The 22,022-nt window shown below is 68.2% G+C and carries 16 protein-coding genes; 14 read left to right on the plus strand and 2 right to left on the minus strand.

The window, feature by feature from the left end; all coding sequences use genetic code 11:
• Positions 1–102: 102 nt before the first annotated feature.
• Positions 103–780 carry a 2-polyprenyl-3-methyl-6-methoxy-1,4-benzoquinone monooxygenase gene (gene coq7 / locus AruCF_RS22230; protein WP_049076209.1) on the minus strand — a complete coding sequence of 226 codons (678 nt, stop codon included), beginning with the start codon at positions 778–780 and terminating at the stop codon, positions 103–105.
• A gap of 118 nt (positions 781–898) precedes the next feature.
• Between coq7 and AruCF_RS22235 the strand changes: the two genes are divergently transcribed.
• The 4 genes from AruCF_RS22235 to AruCF_RS22250 all read left to right on the plus strand — a co-directional run bounded on the left by AruCF_RS22235 (position 899) and on the right by AruCF_RS22250 (position 5,441).
• Positions 899–1,342, plus strand: a complete 444-nt coding sequence (locus AruCF_RS22235) for an OsmC family protein (RefSeq protein ID WP_049076211.1) — start codon at positions 899–901, stop codon at positions 1,340–1,342.
• Between the two features lie 48 nt (positions 1,343–1,390).
• Positions 1,391–2,362, plus strand: coding sequence for a thymidylate synthase (locus tag AruCF_RS22240; RefSeq protein ID WP_049076214.1), 972 nt, complete (start codon positions 1,391–1,393; stop codon positions 2,360–2,362).
• A 386-nt stretch (positions 2,363–2,748) separates the two neighbouring features.
• Entirely contained in the window at positions 2,749–4,812 is a 2,064-nt protein-coding gene (locus AruCF_RS22245; protein WP_049076216.1) for a putative bifunctional diguanylate cyclase/phosphodiesterase, read from the plus strand.
• 143 nt (positions 4,813–4,955) lie between these two features.
• A complete protein-coding gene (locus AruCF_RS22250; RefSeq protein WP_054415457.1) occupies positions 4,956–5,441 on the plus strand; it encodes a dihydrofolate reductase in 486 nt (161 codons plus the stop codon).
• 73 nt (positions 5,442–5,514) lie between these two features.
• On the opposite strand, the gene AruCF_RS22255 is transcribed toward AruCF_RS22250, so the two are convergent.
• On the minus strand, positions 5,515–6,933 hold the full coding sequence (locus AruCF_RS22255) for an aminotransferase-like domain-containing protein (protein ID WP_049076217.1): 1,419 nt from the start codon (positions 6,931–6,933) through the stop codon (positions 5,515–5,517).
• Between the two features lie 171 nt (positions 6,934–7,104).
• Here AruCF_RS22255 and aptA point away from each other — a divergent pair, with 171 nt between their 5' ends.
• The 10 genes from aptA to AruCF_RS22305 all read left to right on the plus strand — a co-directional run bounded on the left by aptA (position 7,105) and on the right by AruCF_RS22305 (position 21,979).
• Complete coding sequence (gene aptA, locus AruCF_RS22260) at positions 7,105–8,430, plus strand: omega-aminotransferase AptA (RefSeq protein WP_049076219.1); 1,326 nt, start codon at positions 7,105–7,107, stop codon at positions 8,428–8,430.
• 97 nt (positions 8,431–8,527) lie between these two features.
• Positions 8,528–10,024, plus strand: a complete 1,497-nt coding sequence (locus AruCF_RS22265) for a CoA-acylating methylmalonate-semialdehyde dehydrogenase (protein ID WP_049076221.1) — start codon at positions 8,528–8,530, stop codon at positions 10,022–10,024.
• Positions 10,025–10,096: 72 nt separating this feature from the next.
• A complete protein-coding gene (locus AruCF_RS22270) occupies positions 10,097–11,602 on the plus strand; it encodes a M81 family metallopeptidase (protein WP_049076223.1) in 1,506 nt (501 codons plus the stop codon).
• A gap of 84 nt (positions 11,603–11,686) precedes the next feature.
• Positions 11,687–13,252, plus strand: a complete 1,566-nt coding sequence (locus AruCF_RS22275) for an ABC transporter substrate-binding protein (RefSeq protein ID WP_049076225.1) — start codon at positions 11,687–11,689, stop codon at positions 13,250–13,252.
• 26 nt (positions 13,253–13,278) lie between these two features.
• Complete coding sequence (locus AruCF_RS22280; protein WP_049076226.1) at positions 13,279–14,220, plus strand: ABC transporter permease; 942 nt, start codon at positions 13,279–13,281, stop codon at positions 14,218–14,220.
• 9 nt (positions 14,221–14,229) lie between these two features.
• Complete coding sequence (locus tag AruCF_RS22285; protein ID WP_049076228.1) at positions 14,230–15,135, plus strand: ABC transporter permease; 906 nt, start codon at positions 14,230–14,232, stop codon at positions 15,133–15,135.
• Positions 15,136–15,140: 5 nt separating this feature from the next.
• The gene (locus AruCF_RS22290) at positions 15,141–16,826 is read left to right on the plus strand and encodes an ABC transporter ATP-binding protein (protein WP_063569874.1); all 1,686 of its coding nucleotides are present in this window, start codon (positions 15,141–15,143) and stop codon (positions 16,824–16,826) included.
• Between the two features lie 44 nt (positions 16,827–16,870).
• Positions 16,871–18,277: an amidase gene (locus AruCF_RS22295; protein WP_049076232.1), complete on the plus strand. Its 1,407-nt coding sequence runs from the start codon at positions 16,871–16,873 to the stop codon at positions 18,275–18,277.
• Between the two features lie 45 nt (positions 18,278–18,322).
• A complete protein-coding gene (locus AruCF_RS22300) occupies positions 18,323–19,798 on the plus strand; it encodes a M81 family metallopeptidase (protein ID WP_049076234.1) in 1,476 nt (491 codons plus the stop codon).
• A 210-nt stretch (positions 19,799–20,008) separates the two neighbouring features.
• Positions 20,009–21,979 carry a DUF945 family protein gene (locus tag AruCF_RS22305; RefSeq protein ID WP_049076236.1) on the plus strand — a complete coding sequence of 657 codons (1,971 nt, stop codon included), beginning with the start codon at positions 20,009–20,011 and terminating at the stop codon, positions 21,977–21,979.
• Positions 21,980–22,022: the final 43 nt, after the last annotated feature.

The following is a 22,022-nucleotide window of genomic DNA, read 5'->3' on the forward strand; positions in this document are numbered from 1 at the left end:
CCCGCCCTATGATTCGCACCAGAAAGGTGCATGTGGCACCAATTTGCGGCAATTTTTGCGCATCGCAACATTTTGATGCCCCACCTTGTGGCGTGCCGCGGTTCAGACCCAGTACGCCGTGGTCGTCATGACCTTGGACATGGCGCGCATGGCGGCCTTGACAGGCGCGGGCAGCGGCACGCCGCCCGCCGCCTCGGCGCTGGCGCGGTGCTGCGCCTCGTCGTCCTTCATTTTCTGCACGATCTGGCGCGAACGCGCGTCCTGCTCGGGCAGCGTGCGCAGATGCCCTTCCAGGTGCGCCTCGACCTGTTTCTCGGTCTCGGCCATGAAACCCAGGTTGCGCGGCGCGCCCGCGTAGCCGGCCAGCAGGCCGAGCGCGAAGGAACCGGCGTACCAGACCGGATTCAGCAGGCTGGGCCGGCTGCCCAGTTCCGACAGGCGCTGGTTGCACCACACCAGGTGGTCGACCTCTTCGCCGGCGGCCTCCAGCAACAGGGCGCGCGGGCCCGGCTCGCGACACACGGCCGCCTGGCCGCGGTACAGCGCCTGGGCGCAGACCTCGCCCACGTGGTTGACCCGCATCAGCCCGGCGGCGTGGCGCTTTTCCTGGGCCGACAGGGTGTCGGGCGCCTCCTCGGCGGTGGCCGGATTGGGCCGGCCGGCGCTGGCGCTGCCGGACAGCACGCGCAGGGCGCGGTCGGCCTCGGCCAGCAGCGCGTCCAGGGGATTCGAACGGCGCAGGAAAGCGGTGGGCGCGGAGGGGGACAGGGTGGGGGACATGGACAACTCCTGGATTGGGGCGCACACCCCTGACGCGGGGCGGGGCTCTCATGCCTGGAATTGTACGCAACGGGTATCATCAGCCATTGACTGCGCTCAAGCACAAAGGACCTGACAAATGGAATGCACGATCGACTGGGGCGGCCCCAATGGCATGCTGTTCACCGCCAGCACCGGCAGCGGCCACGTGGCCGTGATGGACGGCGCGGTGGACGGCGGCGGCCACAACCTGGCGCCCCGCCCCATGGAAATGCTGCTGGCCGGCACCGGCAGCTGCACTGCCTATGACGTCGTGCTGATCCTCAAGCGCGGCCGCCACGCCGTGACCGGCTGCAGCGTCAAGCTGCAGGCAGACCGCGCCGATGTCGACCCCAAGGTGTTCACGCGCATCCACTTCGCCTTCACCGTCACCGGCCGCAACCTGCCGCGCGCGGCGGTCGAGCGCGCCGTGCAGCTGTCGCACGAGAAATACTGCTCGGCTTCCGCCATGCTCGAAAAGACCGCCGAACTGACCTTCTCGGTGGACATCGTCGATACCCAGGAAGCCCCCGCGGCCGCCTGACACGAGCCCGTTGCCGGCGCCACTTCAGCCTTTTCTGATTCTGTACCCATGAAACAATACCTGGACCTCGTTCAATCCATCCTGGACACCGGCGCGTGGCAGGAAAACCGGACGGGCATACGCACGCTGAGCATGCCGGGCGCCTCGCTGCGCTTCGACCTGCAGCAGGGCTTTCCGGCCGTGACCACCAAGAAGCTGGCCTTCAAGTCCGCCATCGGCGAAATGGTCGGCTTCCTGCGCGGCGTGCGCAGCGCCGCCGAGTTCCGGGAGCTGGGTTGCAAGGTCTGGGACCAGAACGCCAACGAAAACGCCCAGTGGCTCGCCAACCCGTACCGCGAAGGGCCGGACGACCTCGGCCCGGTCTATGGCGTGCAATGGCGCCAGTGGCCGGCCTACAAGCTGCTGGACGCCGGCCGCGACGGCCAGATCGCCGACGCCCTGGCGCGCGGCTACGCCAAGGTGGCCGATGTGCAGGAAGGCGGCGCGCCCAAGGTGCTGCTGTACAAGGCGGTCGACCAGCTGCGCCAGTGCCTGGACACCATCCACGAGCGTCCGAGCGACCGCCGCATCCTGTTCCATGGCTGGAACTGGGCGCAGATCGAGGAAATGGCGCTGCCGCCCTGCCACCTGCTGTACCAGTTCCTGCCGAACGCGACGACGCGCGAGATCTCGCTGTGCCTGTACATCCGCTCGAACGATGTCGGCCTGGGCACGCCGTTCAACCTGACCGAAGGGGCGGCGCTGCTGCATCTGGTCGGCCGGCTGACCGGCTACACGCCGCGCTGGTTCACGTACTTCATCGGCGATGCCCACATCTATGAGAATCACCTGCCGATGCTGCGTGAGCAACTGACCCGCACGCCGCACGAGGCGCCCCGGCTGGTGCTGTCCGACCGCATCCCCGATTTCGCCCAGACCGGCCGCTACGAGCCCGAATGGCTGGAAAAGGTGGAACCCGGCGATTTCTCGCTGGCCGGCTACACCCATCACGCCCCTCTCACCGCCCCCATGGCCGTCTAGGGCCACTTCCGATACGCCCGGCGCCCGCCGGGCAACGGGCGCGCCTCCGCCTGGCGCTGGTGAAGATTGGTGAGCATCTGGAAGCGCGTTTTCGGTATAACCCATCCCTTAGCCTCGGACGCGCGTCCTGCAAGCCCTGCGCGCCGTCGCTGCTGAACGGCCCTTGCCGCGCCGTGCCTGCCACTCGCCGCGCGACCGGACAATCCCGCCGGTCCCGCCGACCGCCTGCAGGGCGGCGTCGCCTCCCCCATCCAGACAAGAGAGTATGTGAATCGCCAGCGTCGACAGCAGGATTCCCTTGCGGCCTAGTTGCAACCGTTGACTACTAATTGATTTGAATTGAGGCCGGCGCGGCGGCTGTATGCGCTCAGGACAGGACCCCAAAAATGCTCGTTGGAACATATAACCCTTCGCTCGTCCTCGTATCCCTAGGGGTGGCCATCCTGGCGTCGTACACGGCGCTGGGCATGGCCAACCGCGTGCGGGCGGCGAGCGGACTGCCGGCGGCGCGTTATTGGCTGGGCGGCGGCGCGCTGGCGATGGGCATCGGCATCTGGTCCATGCATTTCGTCGGCATGCTGGCGTTCAACCTGCCGATCCCGATGGGCTACGACCTGCCGCTGACGGTGCTGTCGCTGGCCATCGCCATCGGCTGCTCGGCGTTTGCGCTGTGGATCGTCTGCAAGGACGATCTGCCCTGGCCCCGGCTGCTCAGCGGCGCCCTGCTGATGGGCGCCGGCATCGCCGCCATGCACTATATCGGCATGGCCGCCATGCGCATGATGCCGGGCATCGTCTACGACCCGGCCTGGTTCGCCCTGTCCATCGCGATCGCGGTGGCGGCCTCGGGCGCGGCGCTGTGGATCACCTACCGCCTGCGCCACGACGGACCGCGGGTGGCGCTGTCGCGGCCGCTGGCGGCCGTGGTCATGGGGCTGGCGATCGTCGGCATGCACTACACCGGCATGGAAGCCGCCGGCTTCCCCGCCGGCAGCATCTGCATGGCGGCCGACGCCGGCATCTCGGCCGGCTGGCTCGCCATCGCCGTGACGGCCGTCACGCTCAGCGTGCTCGCCATCGCCCTGGTGGTGGCCGTGCTGGACAACCGCCTCGAAGCCCGCACCTCGGCGCTGGCGTCATCGCTGGCCGAGGCCAACGAAGAACTGGTGCAACTGGCCCTGCACGATACGCTGACCAAGCTGCCCAACCGCATCCTGCTGGAAGACCGGCTGGAGCAGGCCATCGAAAGCGCCAGCCGCCGCAAGGGCTATTTCGCGGTGCTGTTCTTCGACCTGGACGGTTTCAAGGCGGTCAACGACGCCTATGGCCACCACACCGGCGACGCCCTGCTGATCGACCTGGCCCAGCGCATCCGCCAGACCCTGCGCACCCAGGACACCGTGGCGCGCCTGGGCGGCGATGAATTCATCGTGCTCAGCGAGGTGGTGGAACCGACCGACGCCGCCAATGTGGCGGACCGGCTGATCGAGGCGATCGCCCGCCCCGTCATGGTGTATGGCCACGAAGTGCTGGTGACCTCCAGCGTCGGCATCGCGATCTACCCCAACGACGGCGAGGACACCCACGCCCTGCTGACCAACGCCGACGCCGCGATGTACCACGCCAAGCGCCTGGGCGGCACCGGCTACAGCTTCTTCGAGCCGTCGATGAATGCCGACGCGCACGAACAGATCGAGTTGCTGCACGACCTGCGCCTGGCGCAGGAGCGCAACCAGTTCGTGCTGCATTACCAGCCCAAGTACGAGGCGCCCGCCGGTCCCATCATCGGCGCGGAGGCGCTGCTGCGCTGGAACCACCCGACCCGCGGCCTGGTGGGGCCGGACCAGTTCATCCCCACGGCGGAAAAGACCGGCCTGATCCTGTCGATCGGCGAATGGGTCATCAACGAGGCCTGCCGCCAGATGCGCGAATGGATCAACGCCGGACAGGGTCACTGGACCATCGCCGTCAACATTTCGGCGCTGCAGTTCGCCCATTCCGGCCTGGTCGAGACCGTGCGCGGCGCGCTGGCGCGCCACGACGTGCCGCCGACATGCCTGACGCTGGAAGTGACGGAATCGACCGCGATGCGTGACGCCGAGGCCAGCCTGACCGTGCTCAAGCGCCTGTCCGGCCTGGGCGTGACCATCTCGATCGACGATTTCGGCACCGGCTACTCCAGCCTGCTGTACCTGAAGCGCCTGCCCGCCACCGAACTGAAGATCGACCGCGGCTTCGTCAACCAGCTGGACAACGACAACGAGGACGCCGCCATCGTCTCGGCCATCGTCGCGCTGGCGCAGCAGCTGAATCTGCGCATCGTGGCCGAAGGCGTGGAAACCACGGCGCAGCAGAAATTCCTGACGGGACTGGGGTGCGATTCGCTGCAGGGCTTCCTGTTGGGCAAGCCCATGCCGGCCGACGAATTCCTGGAGCACGCCGCCGGCTGATCCCGCGCACGGCGCATCCGCGCCTGCCGCCTGTCCGCGCCGCTCGACGGCGGCGCCATCGCGATCCGCCGGCCCGCCAAATTTGATACGCTTGCCAGACTGTGCCGGCGCCGTCGGCCGCCTTTGCCGACCAAACCGCCCGCATGTCCGCCCGCCTGACCCTGATCGTCGCCTATTCCACCAACCGCGCCATCGGCCGTGACAACGCCCTGCCCTGGAAGCTGCCGGGCGACCTGGCGCACTTCAAGCGCAGCACGCTGGGCCATCCCATCATCATGGGCCGCAAGACCTGGGATTCGCTCGGTCGTCCCCTGCCCGGCCGCGCCAACATCGTCATCAGCCGCAACCCCGCCCTGGAGGCCGCCGGCGCCACCGTGGTGCCGACGCTGGAAGCCGCCGTCGCCGCCTGCGGCGACAGCCCCGAAGCCTTCGTCATCGGCGGCGCGCAGATCTACACGCAGGCCCTGGCGCTGGCCAGCCGCGTCCTGGCCACCGAAGTCCATGCCGAGGTCGAAGGCGACGCCTTCTTCCCGCTGCTGCCCGGCTTCCAATGGCGCGAAACGGCGCGCGAGGCGCAGCCGGAGGAAAACGGCTACCGCTACGACTTCGTGACGTACGAACGCGCCTGAACCCACTCGCGCATGCGGCGCCGCGCCCTTGCCAGGATGCCGCGGGCGCCGCGCCCGGCCGCGGCGACAGGCCCTAGGCCGCGCCCTCGTTGCGCATGAAGCGCCACAGCGCCGGCGCTTCCGAATACGCCACGTTGAAGCGCACCCACGGCGTATCGGCCTCGTCGGCCTCGAAATACGACCCCGGCGCCAGCCAGATGCCGTCCTTCAGCGCCAGCCCCGCCAGGCCGTTGGCGCCGCGCTCGCGCCATTGCCCGGCCACCTTGGCCCACAGGAACAGGCCCGCCTGGGGCCGCGCGTAGATCTCGAAACCATGCTGCGCCATCAACCCGGCCACGGTCGCATGCGCCTGGGCCAACCGTTCGCGGGTGCGCTCGATGTGCGCCCGGTAGCGGCCCTCGCGGATGACCTGGTGCACGATGCGCTCCATGATCTCCGGCGAGGTCAGCCCCACCGCCATCTTGGTGCGCGCGATGTCGCGCGCCAGGTCGCGGTGCGCCACCACGTAACCGACGCGCACCGACGGGCTGATGACCTTGGAATAGCCGCCCAGGTAGACCACCCGGCGGCCGCCATCGAGCGCCGCCAGCATGGGCGTGACGCCGGGCGCCAGTTCGCGGGAAATGTCGTCCTCGACCACCCACAGCCCGTGGCGCTCGGCCAGTTGCAGGATGCGAAAGGCGTTGGCCATGCTGATGCTGGCGCCGGACGGGTTCTGCAGGGCGGTGTTGACGAACAGCGCGCGCGGCCGGTGCTGCGACGCGGCCTGCTCCAGCGCCTCGCAATCCAGGCCATCCAGCGTGCGCGCCACCGGCACCACCCGCAGCCCGGCCAACCGCAGCATTTGCAACAGGTTGGCGTAGGCCGGCTGCTCGACCAGCACTGTGTCGCCCGGCCGCAGCAGCGTGCGGATCACCATGTCCAACCCGTGCGTCACGCCCTGGGTCAGCAGCACTTGCGACACTTCCACTTCCATGCCCTGCGCGCTGAGCGTGGCGGCGATGGTCTCGCGCAGCGGCGCGTAGCCATAGGGATGGCCGTAGTTGGCGATGCGCATGGCCGGCACCCGGCCCATGTGGCGCAGCGCCATGTGCAGCCCCTCTTCATTGAGCCACTCGCCCGGCAGCCAGCCGCAGCCCGACTTGATGGGAATGGAGTGGTCCGCGAAGATGTCCGACAGCAGCCAGGCCGCGTTCAGCCGCGGCGGCTCCCAGGACTGCGGCTCGCCCCGGCGCGGCGGCGCGTCGGGCGAGGCCACGCGATAGCCGGCGCCGGGGCGCGCCGCCAGCCAGCCCAGTGATACCAGGCGGTTATAGGCGCTGGCCACGGTGAAGGTGCTGACCTGGTACTGGCGCGCGAAGTCGCGCACCGAGGGTAGGGACATACCCGGACGCAGCTCCTGCGCCTCGATGGCGCGCAGCACGGCCGCCACCAGCTGGTCCACCAGGGTTGGCGCCTGCCCCCGGGCGCGCACGGGCTGGAAGTCGATCACGGCGCTACGCTATCTGTACAGTTGTCATGCTTGCAACTATACAGTTAGCCCGGTTTGCGCGGATTGTATATTTTCATTCCTCGCCGGACGTACCAGAATCAATCGCATCCCGCCGGCCGCCCGCCCGACACGCGCGCAGGCTCCGGCGCTTGTCCTTCCCCTGGAGCCGCCATGAACGCCCCCGCCGAGTTGCCCGACCTGTCCCATCTGTGGATGCCCTTCACCGCCAACAAGCAGTTCAAGGCGCATCCGCGCATGCTGGCGGCGGCCAAGGGCATGTACTACACCTCGGCCGACGGCCGCCAGGTGCTGGATGGCACCGCCGGCCTGTGGTGCGTGAACGCCGGTCACGGCCGCCAGGAGATCGTCGAGGCGATCTCGCGCCAGGCCGGCATCATGGACTACGCCCCGGGCTTCCAGCTCGGCCACCCGCTGGCCTTCGAGGCCGCCACGGCCGTCGCCAGCTTCATGCCGCAGGGCCTGGACCGCGTGTTCTTCACCAACTCCGGTTCCGAATCGGTCGACACCGCCCTGAAGATCGCCCTGGCCTACCACCGCGCCCGCGGCGAAGGCCAGCGCACCCGCCTGATCGGCCGCGAGCGCGGCTACCACGGCGTGGGCTTCGGCGGCATTTCGGTCGGCGGCATCTCGCCCAACCGCAAGACCTTCTCGGGCGCGCTGCTGCCCGCCGTGGACCACCTGCCCCACACCCACAACCTGGAGCAGAACGCCTATTCCAAGGGCCAGCCGGCCTGGGGCGCGCACCTGGCCGAGGACCTGGAGCGCATCATCGCGCTGCACGACGCCTCGACCATCGCCGCGGTCATCGTCGAACCCATGGCCGGCTCCACCGGCGTGCTGATCCCGCCCAAGGGCTACCTGGAAAAGCTGCGCGAGATCACGTCCAAGCACGGCATCCTGCTGATCTTCGACGAAGTCATCACCGCCTACGGCCGCCTCGGCGCGGCCACCGCGTCGGAATTCTTCGGCGTGACGCCGGACCTGATCGCGATGGCCAAGGGCGTCAGCAACGCCGCCGTGCCGGCAGGCGCGGTCGCGGTGCGCCGCGAGGTGCATGACGCCATCGTCAACGGCCCGGCCGGCGGGATCGAGTTCTTCCACGGCTACACCTATTCGGCCCACCCGCTGGCGGCCGCCGCCATCCTGGCGACGCTGGACATCTACCGCCGCGAGGACCTGTTCGCCCGCGCCCGCAAGCTGTCCGGCGCCTTCGAGCAGGCCGCCCACAGCCTGAAGGGCGCGCCGCACGTCATCGACGTGCGCAACCTGGGCCTGGTGGCCGGCGTCGAGCTGGCGCCGCGCGCCGGCGCGCCGGGCGCGCGCGCCGCCGAGGTATTCCAGAAGTGCTTCGACAGCGGACTGATGGTGCGTTACACCGGCGACATCATCGCCGTTTCGCCCCCGCTGATCATCGACGAGGCCCAGATCGGCCAGATCTTCGAGCAGATCGGCAAGGTGCTCAAGGAAGTCGCGTAGTCCCCGGCGCGGCGCAGGCGCCGCGCATCGCACACAATGGCGGGCGGCCCCGGGCCGCCCTCCGGCGTTTTCAAAGAACCCCGCTCCGAGCTTTCCCATGAAGAAGAACCTCTCCCACTACATCAACGGCCAGCCCTACGATGGCCGCAGCAACCGCTACGCCGACGGTTTCAATCCGGCCACGGGCGAGATCATCACGTCCGTGCCGCTGGCCTCCACCGACGAAGTGGCGCTGGCCGTGGCCGCCGCCAAGGCCGCCTTTCCGGCCTGGTCGGAAACCCCCGCGCTCAAGCGCGCCCGGGTGCTGTTCAACTTCAAGGCGCTACTGGACAAGCACCAGGACGAACTGGCCGAACTGATCACGCGCGAGCACGGCAAGGTGTTCTCGGACGCCAAGGGCGAAGTGATGCGCGGCATCGAAGTGGTCGAATTCGCCTGCGGCATTCCGCAGTTGTTCAAGGGCCAGTATTCCGACCAGATCGGCGGCGGCATCGACAACTGGAGCATGCGCCAGGCGCTGGGCGTGGTGGCCGGCATCACGCCGTTCAACTTCCCGATGATGGTGCCGTGCTGGATGTTCCCGGTGGCCATCGCCTGCGGCAACACCTTCGTGCTCAAGCCGTCCGAACGCGATCCCTCGGCCTCGCTGCGCCTGGCCGAGCTGCTGACCGAAGCCGGCCTGCCGCCGGGCGTGTTCAACGTGGTGCACGGCGACAAGCAGGCCGTGGACGCGCTGATCGCGCACCCCGACGTCGAGGCCCTGTCCTTCGTCGGCTCGACCCCCATCGCCGAATACATCTACGCCGAAGGCACGCGCCGCGGCAAGCGCGTGCAGGCCCTGGGCGGCGCCAAGAACCACCTGGTGGTGATGCCGGACGCCGATCTCGATCAGGTCACCGATGCGCTGATGGGCGCGGCCTACGGCTCGGCCGGCGAGCGCTGCATGGCGATCTCGGTGGCCGTGGCGGTGGGCGACGTGGCCGACAAAGTCATCGAACGCCTGATCCCGCGCGTCAAAGCGCTGGTGGTCAAGGATGGCATGCAGGGCGACGCCGAAATGGGCCCGCTGGTCACGGCGCAGCACCGCAACAAGGTCATCGGCTACATCGAGGACGGCGTCGCCGCCGGCGCCGAGCTGGTGGTCGACGGCCGCGGCCTGAAGGTGCCGGGCGCCGAAAAGGGCTTCTTCCTGGGCGGCACGCTGTTCGACAAGGTCAAGCCCGCGATGAACATCTACCGCGAAGAGATCTTCGGACCGGTGCTGTGCGTGGTGCGCGTGCCCGACTTCGCCGCCGCGGTCGAACTGATCAACGCCCATGAATTCGGCAACGGCGTGGCCTGCTTCACGTCCGACGGCGGCGTGGCGCGCGCCTTCGCCCGCCAGATCAAGGTGGGCATGGTCGGCATCAACGTGCCAATCCCGGTGCCGATGGCCTGGCACTCGTTCGGCGGCTGGAAGCGCTCGCTGTTCGGCGACCACCACGCCTACGGCGAGGAAGGCATCCGCTTCTACTCGCGCTACAAGAGCGTGATGCAGCGCTGGCCGGACAGCATCGCCAAGGGCGCGGAATTCACCATGCCCGTGGCCAAGTAATCCTGCCCACACCGCCCCGGCCCGCCAAGAGGCCGGGGTTTTGCCGAAAGACACACAACAAGGGGAATCCTGATGCGCATCGGGATAGGCGGCTTTCAGCATGAAACCAATACGTTCGCGCCCTCGCGCGCGGCGTGGGAAGACTTTGCCGACAAGGGCGGCGGCTGGCCAAAGCTGGTCAGCGGTCCGGCGATGTTCCAGGCCGTGGCCGGCGCCAACATTCCCGTGGCCGGCTTCATCGAGGCCATGCAACAGCACACGCTGCTGCCGGCCACGTGGGCCGCGGCCAGCCCGTCCGGCCCGGTCACCGAGGATGCCTTCGAACGCATCAGCGCCCTGATCCTGCAGGGCCTGCAAGCGGCGATGCCGCTGGATGGCGTGTACCTGGACCTGCACGGCGCCATGGTCACCGAGCACCTGGACGACGGCGAGGGCGAACTGCTCAAGCGCGTGCGGGCGCTGGTTGGCCCTGACGTGCCGGTGGTGGCCAGCCTCGACCTGCACGCCAACATGACAGCGGCAATGGTGCGTTACGCCGACGCGCTGGTCTGCTACCGCACCTATCCGCACATCGACATGGCCGAGACCGGCCAGCGCGCCGCCGCGCTGCTGGCGCGGCGCCTGGCCGGCGCGCCCCGTCCCTGCGTGGCGCTGCGACAGTTGCCCTACCTGATTCCGCTGTGCTGGCAATCGACCGACATCGAGCCGGCGCGCAGCCTGTACCAGATGGTGGGCGACATCGAGGCGCGCGGCGCCCAGAGCGCGTCGCTGGCCACCGGCTTTCCCGCCGCGGACTTTCCCGACTGCCTGCCGGCGGCATGGGCCTACGGCGCCACCCAGGCCGAGGCCGACGCGGCCGCCGACACGCTGGCGCGCGCGGTGCTCGATGCCGAACGGGATTTTGGCGGCACCCTGTATTCACCCGATGACGCCGTCACGACCGCCCTGCGCCTGGCGCGCGAGGCCAACGCGCCGGTGGTGATCGCCGACGCGCAGGACAACCCCGGCGCCGGCGGCAGTTCCGACACCACCGGCCTGCTGCGCGCGCTGATCCGCCACCAGGCGCGCGATGCCGCCATCGGCCTGATCGTCGATCCGGCAGCGGCGCTGGCCGCGCACCGCGCTGGCGTGGGTAAATCGGTCCGCATTGCATTGGGTGGACACTCGGGTATTCCCGACGACGAACCGCTGGACGCGGAGTTCATCGTGGAGAAAACTTCGGATGGGCGCTTCGATACGCATGGCGCGTTCTACCGCGGCTTCCATATGGACCTGGGCCCCAGCGCCTGTCTGCGCATCGGCGGCGTGCGCATCGTGGTGGCCTCCAACAAGGTGCAGATGGCCGACCAGGAGATGTTCCGCTTCGCCGGCATCGAGCCGCGCCGCGCGGCCATCCTGGCGGTGAAAAGCTCGGCGCATTTCCGCGCCGACTTCACCCCGATCGCCCACACGATCCTGGTTTGCGCCGCGCCGGGTTCCATGCTGATGGATGCGGCAAAACAACCATGGACACGGTTGCGTCCCGGTATCAGAATGGCGCCTTGCGGCCCGGTCTTTGCCGGCGCCGCAACCGACTGACCCTCGCACGCCGCGCCCGGGGCGCGGCGCGTCAACGACGTAGCGGCAATCCGCGCCGCTCACTACGCATAAAAGGGGAATTTCATGCTCAAGTTCGTCCGCGCGGCCGCGTTCGCCGGCGCCACCCTGCTGATGGCCCACGGCGCCTACGCCGACACCGTCATCAAGGCGGTGATGCACTCGCCGCTGCGCCTGACCGATCCGCACGCCACCACCGCGTACATCACGACGTGGCACGGCTACATGATCTACGACACCCTGCTGGCCACCGACGCCGACAACAAGATCCAGCCGCAGATGCTGGAAAAGTGGGATGTCTCGGCCGACGGCAAGACCTACACCATGACGCTGCGCCCGGGCCAGAAATGGCATGACGGCAAGCCCGTCACGGCCGAGGACTGCGTCGCGTCGATCAAGCGCTGGGCCGCGGGCGACGGCATGGGCCGCACGCTGCTGAAATTCACCGACAAGATCGAAGTCATCGACGACAACAGTTTCCGCATCGTCATGAAGGAACCCACGGACCTGGCGCTGCGCGCCCTGTCCAAGCCGACCGGCACCGCGCCGTTCATGATGCCCAAGCGCATCGCCGAACAGGCCATTGGCCAGCCGATCACCGACATGACGGGTTCGGGCCCCTTCAAGGTGGCCGAATTCAAGCCGGGCGTGAAGACCGTCTACGTCAAGAACACCGACTACGTGCCGCGCAAGGAGCCCGCCAGCGGCCTGGCAGGCGGCAAGGTGGTGAACGTGGACAAGGTCGAGTGGGACGTGATGCCCGACGCCCTGACCACCGCCAACGCGCTGCTGGGCGGCGAAATCGACTTCGTCGAGCAGTTCCCCTACGACCTGCTGCCGATGGTCGAGGGCAACAAGGACCTGAAGGAAGAGTCGCTCAGCCCGGTCGGCTACTTCACGATGTACCGTTTCAACTTCAAGTACCCGCCCTTCAACAACAAGAAGATCCGCCAGGCCGCGATGTACGCCATCGGCCAGGAAGACGTGATGAAGGCGCTGGTCGGCAATCCCAAGTACTGGAAGACCTGCGCCTCGTTGTGGGGCTGCGGCACGCCGCTGGAATCGGACATCGGCAAGGACGTGGTGGTGCCCTCGAACATCGAGAAGGCCAAGGCCCTGCTGAAGGAAGCCGGCTATGACAACACCCCGATCCTGGTGATGCACGCCACCGACGTCGGCACGCTGTCGGCGCAGCCGGTGGTGATGGCCCAGGCGCTGCGCAAGGCCGGCTTCAACGTCAACCTGGCGGCGATGGACTGGCAGAGCGTGGCCACCCGCCGCGCCTCGAAGGCGGCGCCGGCCGAAGGCGGCTGGAACATCCACAACACCAACTGGTACGCCACCGACGTGATGGACCCGGTGCGCTCGGCCCCGGCCGCGGCCAACGGCGACAACGCCTGGTTCGGCTGGCCCGACTTCCCCCAGGTCGAGGAACTGCGCACCAAGTTCGCGCTGACCTCCGATCCGGCCGAGCAGAAGAAGATCGCCGATGAATTGCAGCGCATCGGCATCGACGAAGGCCTGTACGTGCCGCTGGGCCAGATGTCCGTGCCCACCGTGTACACCACCAAGCTCTCGGGCCTGGTGCATGCGCCGGTGTTCGCGTTCTGGAATGTGAAAAAAGCCCCTTGACGGGCAAGTAGTTCAGGGGGAAATACATGCTGGCATTCGTCTCACGCCGGCTCCTCGCGACCATCCCCGTTCTGGTGATGGTCGCGGTGGTGGTCTTTGCGATATTGCGTCTGAGCCCGGGCGATCCGGCCATCATCATGGCGGGCGACGGCGCCACGCCCGAACGGATCGAGCAGATCCGCCAGACGATGGGCCTGGACCAGCCGGTCGCCAAGCAGTTCTTCATCTGGGGCGGCAAGTTGCTGCAGGGAGACCTCGGCACCTCGCTGATGTCCGGCGTGCCGGTCACTCAGCTCATCGGCCAGCGGCTCGAACCGTCGTTGAGCCTGGCGTTGCTGACGCTGGTCTTCACGCTGGTCGTGGCGATTCCGCTGGGCGTGCTGGCGGCCTGGCGCCAGGGCCGGCTGCTGGACCGGGCGGTGATGGGCTTTTCGGTACTGGGCTTTTCGGTGCCGGTGTTCGTCACCGGCTACCTGCTGATCTGGGCCTTCGCCATCAAGCTGGGCTGGTTCAACGTGCAAGGCTACACGCCGCTGGCCAATGGCTTCTGGCTGTTCCTGCACCGGCTGATCCTGCCGTCGCTGGCCTTGTCCACGGTGTACATCGCCCTGATCGCGCGCATCACGCGCACCAGCGTCATCGAGGTGATGGGCGAGGACTTCATCCGCACCGCGCGCTCCAAGGGGCTGACCGAGACCGGCGTGCTGCTGGGCCACGCGCTGCGCAATGCCGCCGTGCCCATCGCCACGGTGGTGGGCCTGGGCATTGCGCTGCTGATCAGCGGCGTGGTGGTGACCGAATCGGTGTTCAACATCCCCGGCCTGGGCCGGCTGGTGGTCGAAGCCGTGCTGGCGCGCGACTACCCCGTGATCCAGGGCCTGACGCTGTTCTTCGCCTTCGTCTACGTGTTCATCAATCTGGTTGTCGATTGCGCCTACACGGTGTTCGACCCCCGTATCCGATACTGAGGCCACGCCATGCAAACGCCAACCGACGCCGCCGCGCAAGCGGCCGCCGATCTTCCCGGCGGCGGCACGCCCCACGTCACCGCCTGGCGCCAGATCCGCCAGGGCCTCAAAAGCTGGCCGGTGATGCTGGCCCTGGTGGTGCTGCTCATCATTGTCGCCATCGCCCTGTTCGCCCCGCTGCTGGGCACGGTCGACCCGACTTTCATCAATCCCGGGGCGCGCCTGAAGCAGCCGTTCACCGACTACCTGTTCGGCACCGACGCCTTCGGCCGCGACGTCTGGTCGCGCGTGGCCTACGGCGCGCGCGTCTCGCTGATCGCGGGCCTGGGCGCCGCGGTCGTCAGCGTCGCCATCGGGCTGGTGGTCGGCGTCATCGCCGGCTGGTTCCGCTCGCTCGACGGCATCATCATGCGCACCATGGACGCCATCATGGCGATCCCCGGCATCCTGCTGGCGATCGCGCTGGTGTCGGTCACCGGCGCCAGCCTGACCACGGTGCTGGTGGCCATCACCATTCCCGAGATCCCGCGGGTGGTGCGGCTGGTGCGCGGCCAGATCCTGACCGTCCGCGGCGAGCCCTACGTCGAGGCCGCGCTGGCGCTGGGCACGCCGCTGCCGCTGCTGCTGTGGCGCCACATGGTGCCCAGCACCATCGCGCCGCTGACCGTTCAGGGCACCTATGTGTTCGCTTCGGCCATGCTGACCGAGGCCATCCTCAGCTTCCTGGGCGCGGGCATCCCGCCCGAGATCGCCTCCTGGGGCAACATCATGTCCGAGGGCCGCATGTACTTCCGCATGCTGCCCGGCCTGATCCTGTTCCCGGGGCTGTTCCTGTCGCTGACCGTGCTCAGCGTGAACATCCTGGGCGACGCGCTGCGCGACGCCCTCGATCCGAAAATGGTGCGCAGGATCTGATGCCGATGACCTACTCTCCCACTCCCCCCGCGGGCGATACCTCGTCCGCCGTGCTGGCGATCCGCAACCTGTCGGTGGAAGTCGGCGGCGCCGGCAACCGCGTGGTGCGCAATCTGAGCCTGGACGTGCACGCCGGCGAAACCGTGTGCGTGGTCGGCGAATCCGGCTCGGGCAAGTCGGTCACCTCGCTGGCCGTCATGGGCCTGCTGCCCCCCGGCGTGCTGCGCATCAGCGCGGGTTCGATCCGGGTCGAAGGCGAGGACGTGGCCAGCGCCACGCCGCGCCGCCTGCGCGAGCTGCGCGCCACCCGCATGGCCATGGTGTTCCAGGAACCCATGACGGCGCTGAACCCGGTGCACACCGTCGGCAAGCAGGTCGATGAAGTGCTGCGGCTGCATCGCCGCATGTCGGCCGCCGAACGCCGCGCCAAGGTGCTGGACATGTTCCGCTCGGTGCACCTGCCCGACGTCGAGCGCATCTACGATGCCTATCCGCACCAGCTCTCGGGCGGCCAGCGCCAGCGCATCGTGATCGCTATGGCGCTGATCCTGGAGCCCAAGCTGCTGATCGCCGACGAGCCGACCACGGCGCTGGACGTCACCACGCAGAAGCAGATCCTGCTGCTGATCAAGGAACTGCAGGTCAAGCACCGGACCGCCGTGCTGTTCATCACGCACGACTTCGGCGTGGTGGCCGAGATCGCCGATCGCATCGTGGTGATGAACCGCGGCGACCTGATCGAGAGCGGCACGCGCAACGAAATCCTGGCCGAACCCAAGCAGTCGTACACGCGCCGCCTGGTGTCGTCGGTGCCCAGCCTGGTGCCCTCGCACCGCGAAGCGCCCGCCGGCCAGCCGGTGCTGCACGTCAAGGGCCTGGGCCGCACCTACGGCGGCAAGGGCTCGCTGTTCTCACGCCGCGCGCCGCAGAACGTCATCGCCGCGGCCGACGTCAACCTGACGCTGCGCAAGGGCGAGATCCTGGGCATCGTGGGCGAATCCGGTTCGGGCAAATCGACGGTGGCGCGCTGCATCGTGCGCCTGATCGAGCCCACCGCCGGCCACATGATGATGGGCGGCGAAGACCTCAGCACCCTGTCCGGCGCGGCGCTGCGACCGGTGCGCCGCCGCATCCAGATCGTGTTCCAGGACCCGTACCGCTCGCTCAACCCGCGCCGCACCGTGGGCGAATCCATCATCGAAGGCCTGCTCAATTTCGGCGTGCCGCGCGAGCAGGCGCTGCAACGCGCCGGCGAAACGCTGTCGGTGGTCGGGCTCAGCCCCGACGCCATGCGGCGCTATCCGCACCAATTCTCCGGCGGCCAGCGCCAGCGCATCTGCATCGCCCGCGCGCTGGTGATGGACCCCGAGATCCTGGTGGCCGACGAAGCCGTGTCGGCGCTGGACGTGTCGGTGCAGGCGCAGGTGCTGGAACTGCTCGAGCAGGTGCGCGAGCGCACCGGCGTGGGCGTGCTGTTCATCACGCATGACCTGCGCGTGGCCGCGCAGATCTGCGACACCATCATGGTCATGCAACGCGGCAAGGTCGTCGAGACCGGCGCCGCCCAGGCCGTGCTGACCGATCCCCGCCACGAGTACACCCGCGCCCTGATCGACGCGGCGCCCGGGCGCGACTGGGACTTCCGCAATTTCCGGCCCGTGGCGGCCGGGCTGGCGGCCCCCGCCGCCTGAGGCGTCCCAATCAACCCAGGCATCCCACGCAATCGGAACCCGCCATGTCGCAACCGCATGAACTCTCGGCCCAGGAACTGCTGGCCGCCTATCGCAACAAGACCCTGTCGCCGGTCGAGGCGACCCGCTCGGTGCTCGACCACATCGCGCGCTGGGAACCGCACATCCACGCCACCTATGCGCTCGATCCCGACCAGGCGCTGGCGCAGGCGCGCGCTTCCGAGGCGCGCTGGATGAAGGGCGAGCCGCAGGCTTGCGGCGGCTACTCGCTGGACGGCGTGCCCGCCACCATCAAGGAAAACATCGCCACCCGCGGCGTGCCGGTGCCGCTTGGCACCGCCGCCACCGACCTGACGCCGGCCGCGGCCGACGCCCCGCCGGCGGCGCGCATGCGCGAGGCTGGCGCGGTAGTGCTGGGCAAGACCACCATGCCCGACTACGGCATGCTGTCCTCGGGACTGTCGAGTTTCCATGCGCTGACGCGCAACCCCTGGGACCTGAGCAAAAACCCGGGCGGCTCCAGCGCCGGCGCCGGGGCGGCGGCGGCGGCGGGCTACGGCCCGCTGCACATCGGCACCGACATCGGCGGCTCGGTGCGCCTGCCGGCGGCCTGGTGCGGCATCGCCACGCTCAAGCCCAGCCTGGGCCGCATTCCCATCGACCCGCCCTTCATGGGCCGCTGCGCCGGCCCCATGACGCGCGACATCGCTGACGCCGCGCTGATGATGGGCGTGCTGTCGCAACCCGACGCGCGCGACCACATGAGCCTGCCGTTCCAGGACTTCGACTGGCTCAACCTGGATGCCGACGTGCGCGGCCTGCGCATCGGCCTGCAACTGGAGGCCGGCTGCGGCCTGCCGCTGGACCCGGAGATCCGCGCCGCCGTCGAAGCCGCGGCCCGACTGTTCGAGTCGGCCGGCGCCATCGTCACGCCGCTCAAGCCGTGGATGACGCCGGAGATGCTGGACGGCGTCGACCGTTTCTGGCGCACCCGCTCGGCCATTGACCTGGGGGCCCTGCCGCAAGCGCGCCGCGACAAGATCCTGCCGTTCATCCGCGCCTGGGCCGAAAGCGGCGGCGGCCAATCCGGCGAGGCCGTGTTCCGCAGCTACTACGAAACCCTCAACGTGCGCGCCAGGACCGTTGCCGCCACCGCCCCCTACGACTACGTGCTGTCGCCGGTGGCGCCGGTGGTGGCCTACAACGCCGAGTGGGCCGCGCCCACCAACGAAGTCGCCACGACCATGCACCACATCGGCTACACCCTGCCCTACAACATGAGCGAGCAGCCGGCCGCCTCGGTCAATTGCGGCTATACCAAGTCGGGCCTGCCGATCGGCCTGCAGATCGCCGGCGCGCGCTTCGACGATCTGGGCGTGCTGCGCGTGGCCCGCGCCTGGGAACGCATGCGCCCGGCCCAGCAGCCCTGGCCGCAACCGCCCCGGGCCTGACGCCGCCCCGCTCCCCTTCCCCTTTGGCAACCCACAGGAATTTCCATGCGTTGGCTTCTGGCAATGATCAAGCACGAGACGAACACCTTCTCGCCCGTGCCGACCCCGCTCGCGCGCTTTTTCCGCGGCAATCCTGAAATCCTGGCCGGCGACCGCGCCATCCGCGCCTACGAGAACACCGACAGCGGCCTGGGCGGCTACATCGAGGTGGCGCGCCGCGTCGGCGCCGAGATCGTGGTGCCGGTGGCCGCCGAGTCCTGGCCCAGCGGCCCGGCCAGCGCCGAGACCCACGAGCTGTTGTGCAAGCGGGTGCTGGACGAGGTCCGCAAGGGCGGCTACGACGCCATCCTGCTGGACCTGCACGGCGCCATGGTCGCCGAAGGCGTGGAAGACGCCGAGGGCGACCTGCTGCGCCGCCTGCGCGAGATCGATCCCAACACGCCGGTGGCGGTGACGCTGGACATGCACGCCAACATCTACGCCGACATCGTCGACAACGCCACCGTCATCAGCGGCTTCCATACCTATCCGCACGTCGACATCCGCGAGGCCGGCGTGCGCGCGGCCAACGTCATCGTGCGCACGCTCAAGGGCGAGATCAAACCCGTGATGACCTGGGGCGGCAAGCCCATGCTGCCGCACGTCATGTGCCAGGGCACCCACGCCGATCCCAACAAGTCGCTGCAGGAACGCTGCCGCCAGCTGGAGGCCGACGGCGTGCTGGCGGCCTCGGTGTTCGTGGGTTTCCCCCACGCCGACATCCGCGAGGCCGGCCTGAGCGCCGTGGTCTGTACGGACGCCAACCTGGCCCAGGCGGAGCAATACCGCGACGAGCTGCTGGACCGCGCCTGGAACGACCGCGCGAAATGGGTGTTCCATTCCGAGCCGCTGGCGCCCACCATTGCCCGGGCCAAGGCCATCGAGCAGGGACCGGTGGTGCTGCTGGACCACTACGACAACACCGGCTCCGGGGGCACCATGGACACCACCGCGGTGCTGGCCGAGGTGCTGCGCCAGGAACTGGACAACGTGGTGTTCTACGCCATCTGCGATCCCCAGGCGGCGCGCGAGGCGGCCACGGCGGGCGTGGGCAGCACCGTCACGCTGCCGCTGGGGGGCAAGGTCGACATGCCCGCCATCAATCGCCGCGGCGAACCGCTGACCGTGACGGGCCGCGTCAAGCTGGTGTTCGACGGCGTCTACCTGAACCGCGGCCCCATGTACCGTGGCGTGCGCAACGACACCGGCCTGACGGTGGTGATCGATACCGGACGGGTCGAGATCGTGGTGGTATCGCGGCACCAGGAACCCTTCGACATCAATTGCCTGCTGTCGGCCGGCATCGATCCGCTGCAAAAGCGCTATGTGGTGCTCAAGAGCCGGGTCCACTGGCGCGCCGGCTTCTCCGAAATGGCCACCGAGATCATCGAGTGCACCGGCGTGGGCGTCACCACCTCCGACTACGGCCAGCTTGACTTCAAGCACGTGCGCCGGCCGATCTACCCGCTCGACCCGCTGTAAATCGGGGTTTGTCGACAATATGGCCGGCGCCCGAGGGCGCCGGCTTTCATTTTGAAATCTTCGGTAACCGGGCGCGCGGCAAGAGGCCACCCCGCCTCGGTATACTCGCCGCGGGTCCTGACAGGCCGATGAACGCGTCCTGCCGCCCGCGCCCAGCAATGGCGTCGCGCCGCTGGGACGAGACTCGACAATCAACGACAAAGCAAAACGATGAAAAAGAGCGTAGCGATCACCCTCGCGGTGGTCATAGTGGGAGCGGGAAGCTGGGTCGGTGCCACGTGGTACACCGGCAAGCGCATCGAGGAAGGCGCCCAGCGTCGCCTGGCCGAGGCCAACGAGAAGCTGGCCAAGATCACGCCTTTGTTCGGCCTGCGCATCGACCAGATCAAATACGAGCGTGGCCTGTTCTCGACGCAGGCGCGCTACGGCGTGTCGTTCGTCAAGAGCGACAAGAGTCTGAGCGACATGCCGGACGGCATGCTGGAATTCGACGCCCGCATCGAACACGGCCCGTTCCCCAAGAGCGCGCTGGCGCGCGGCGCCATCGCGCCCAAGCTGGCTTTCGTCCACACCGAAATGGCCAAGACGGACAACGTCAAGCCGGTGTTCGAGCTGACCAAGGACGTCTCGCCCCTGGTCACCGATGCCATGGTCAGCTTTGGCGGCAGCACGGCAGCGACCGCCCGCATCGCGCCGGTGAAGGTGGCGCATGAAGGCAATTCGGTCGATTTCAGCGGCATGGAAATCACCGGCACGTTCGACCGCGGCCTGGCCGCCATCACCGCCAATGCCAAGACCGACACCCTGGCGGTGGACGGCACCAAGGGCAGCGATCCGATCAAGATGGCGATGTCCGGCCTGACCATGGACGTCGACAGCCGCATGGGCAAGTTCGGCCTGTCGGTCGGCGACTCGGGCATCAAGATCAAGCGCATCGAAGTCATCAAGCCGGACGCCGACGCCAAGGTGATCCTCGACAACTTCAGCTACACCGTCAAGCTGGCCGAGGACGACAAGAACATCAACATCCAGGCCGCCTACCAGACCGGCGACATCAACGTCAACGACGTGCCGCTGGGCAACGGCCAGGCCGTCATCAAGCTGGCCCGGCTGGACGGCGCCGCGGTCAAGCAGCTGTCCGATACCTACAACCAGCTGATGCGCCAATACATGGCCGATGCCCACGACGAGGGCTTGAACGACGAACAGTTCCAGGTGCTGCTGGATAACGCCGGCAAGCTGCTGGCCGGCAACCCTTCGTTCAGCATCGACCCGATCAGCTGGAAGACCGTCAAGGGCGAAAGCAAGCTGAACGTCACGCTGGACCTGGCCAATCCTCCCAACGTCAAGGACCTGACGCCGCAGGAAATCGTGGTCAAGGCCATCAAGCAGATCGACGCCACGCTGGTGATCTCCAAGCCGATGGTGCAGGACCTGATGGTGCAGTACGCCATCAAGAAGGACGGCATGCCCGCCGACAAGGCCGAAGCCGAGGCCGCCGACAACATCCGCAGCATGTCCGGCATGGCCGAGATGTTCAACGTCGGCAAGAACGACGGCGACAACATCGTGGGCAAGTTCCACTTCGCCGACGGCATGGGCGACCTGAACGGCAAGAAGATTCCCGCCGACGAAATGTTCTCGGGCCTGCTGGGCGCGACCGGCATGAACAGCGCGATGGACGATGACGAGGAAGAAACCGAGCCGGCCGCCGGCGCCACCGCCATGGACGACGAGATGGCCGCGACCAGCAACGCCGACGTGGTCAATGAGTTCGACGTCGACATGGTCGTCCACATGCTGGAAGACATGGGCTACACCACCCGCAAGACCGACGGCGACGACGGCCCGGTGCTGATCCTGGACGCCAGCAATTCCGGCGCCACCGACCTGCGCCTGGAATTCCTGTGCAATGACTTCTCCGAGAAGTGCTACGACCTGGTCGCCACCGCCACCTACGCCAGCAAAAAGCCGGCCACGCTCAAGGCCATCAACGCCTGGAACCAGGAATACCGCTGGACCCGCGCCTACCTGGACGACAAGAACCAGGCCGTGCTGCAGATGGACATGAACGCCGAAGGCGGCATTGGCAAGAAGAACCTGCAGATCCTGCTGAACACCTACTTCAGCATCACCGAGGAATTCGCCACCGCGATGTCGGCGGCGCCGGCCAGGAAGTAAGACGGCCGCGCAAAAGCAAAACCCCCATCGTGCGATGGGGGTT

The organism is Achromobacter ruhlandii (assembly GCF_002082135.1).
Taxonomy (GTDB): Bacteria; Pseudomonadota; Gammaproteobacteria; order Burkholderiales; family Burkholderiaceae_B; genus Achromobacter; species Achromobacter ruhlandii.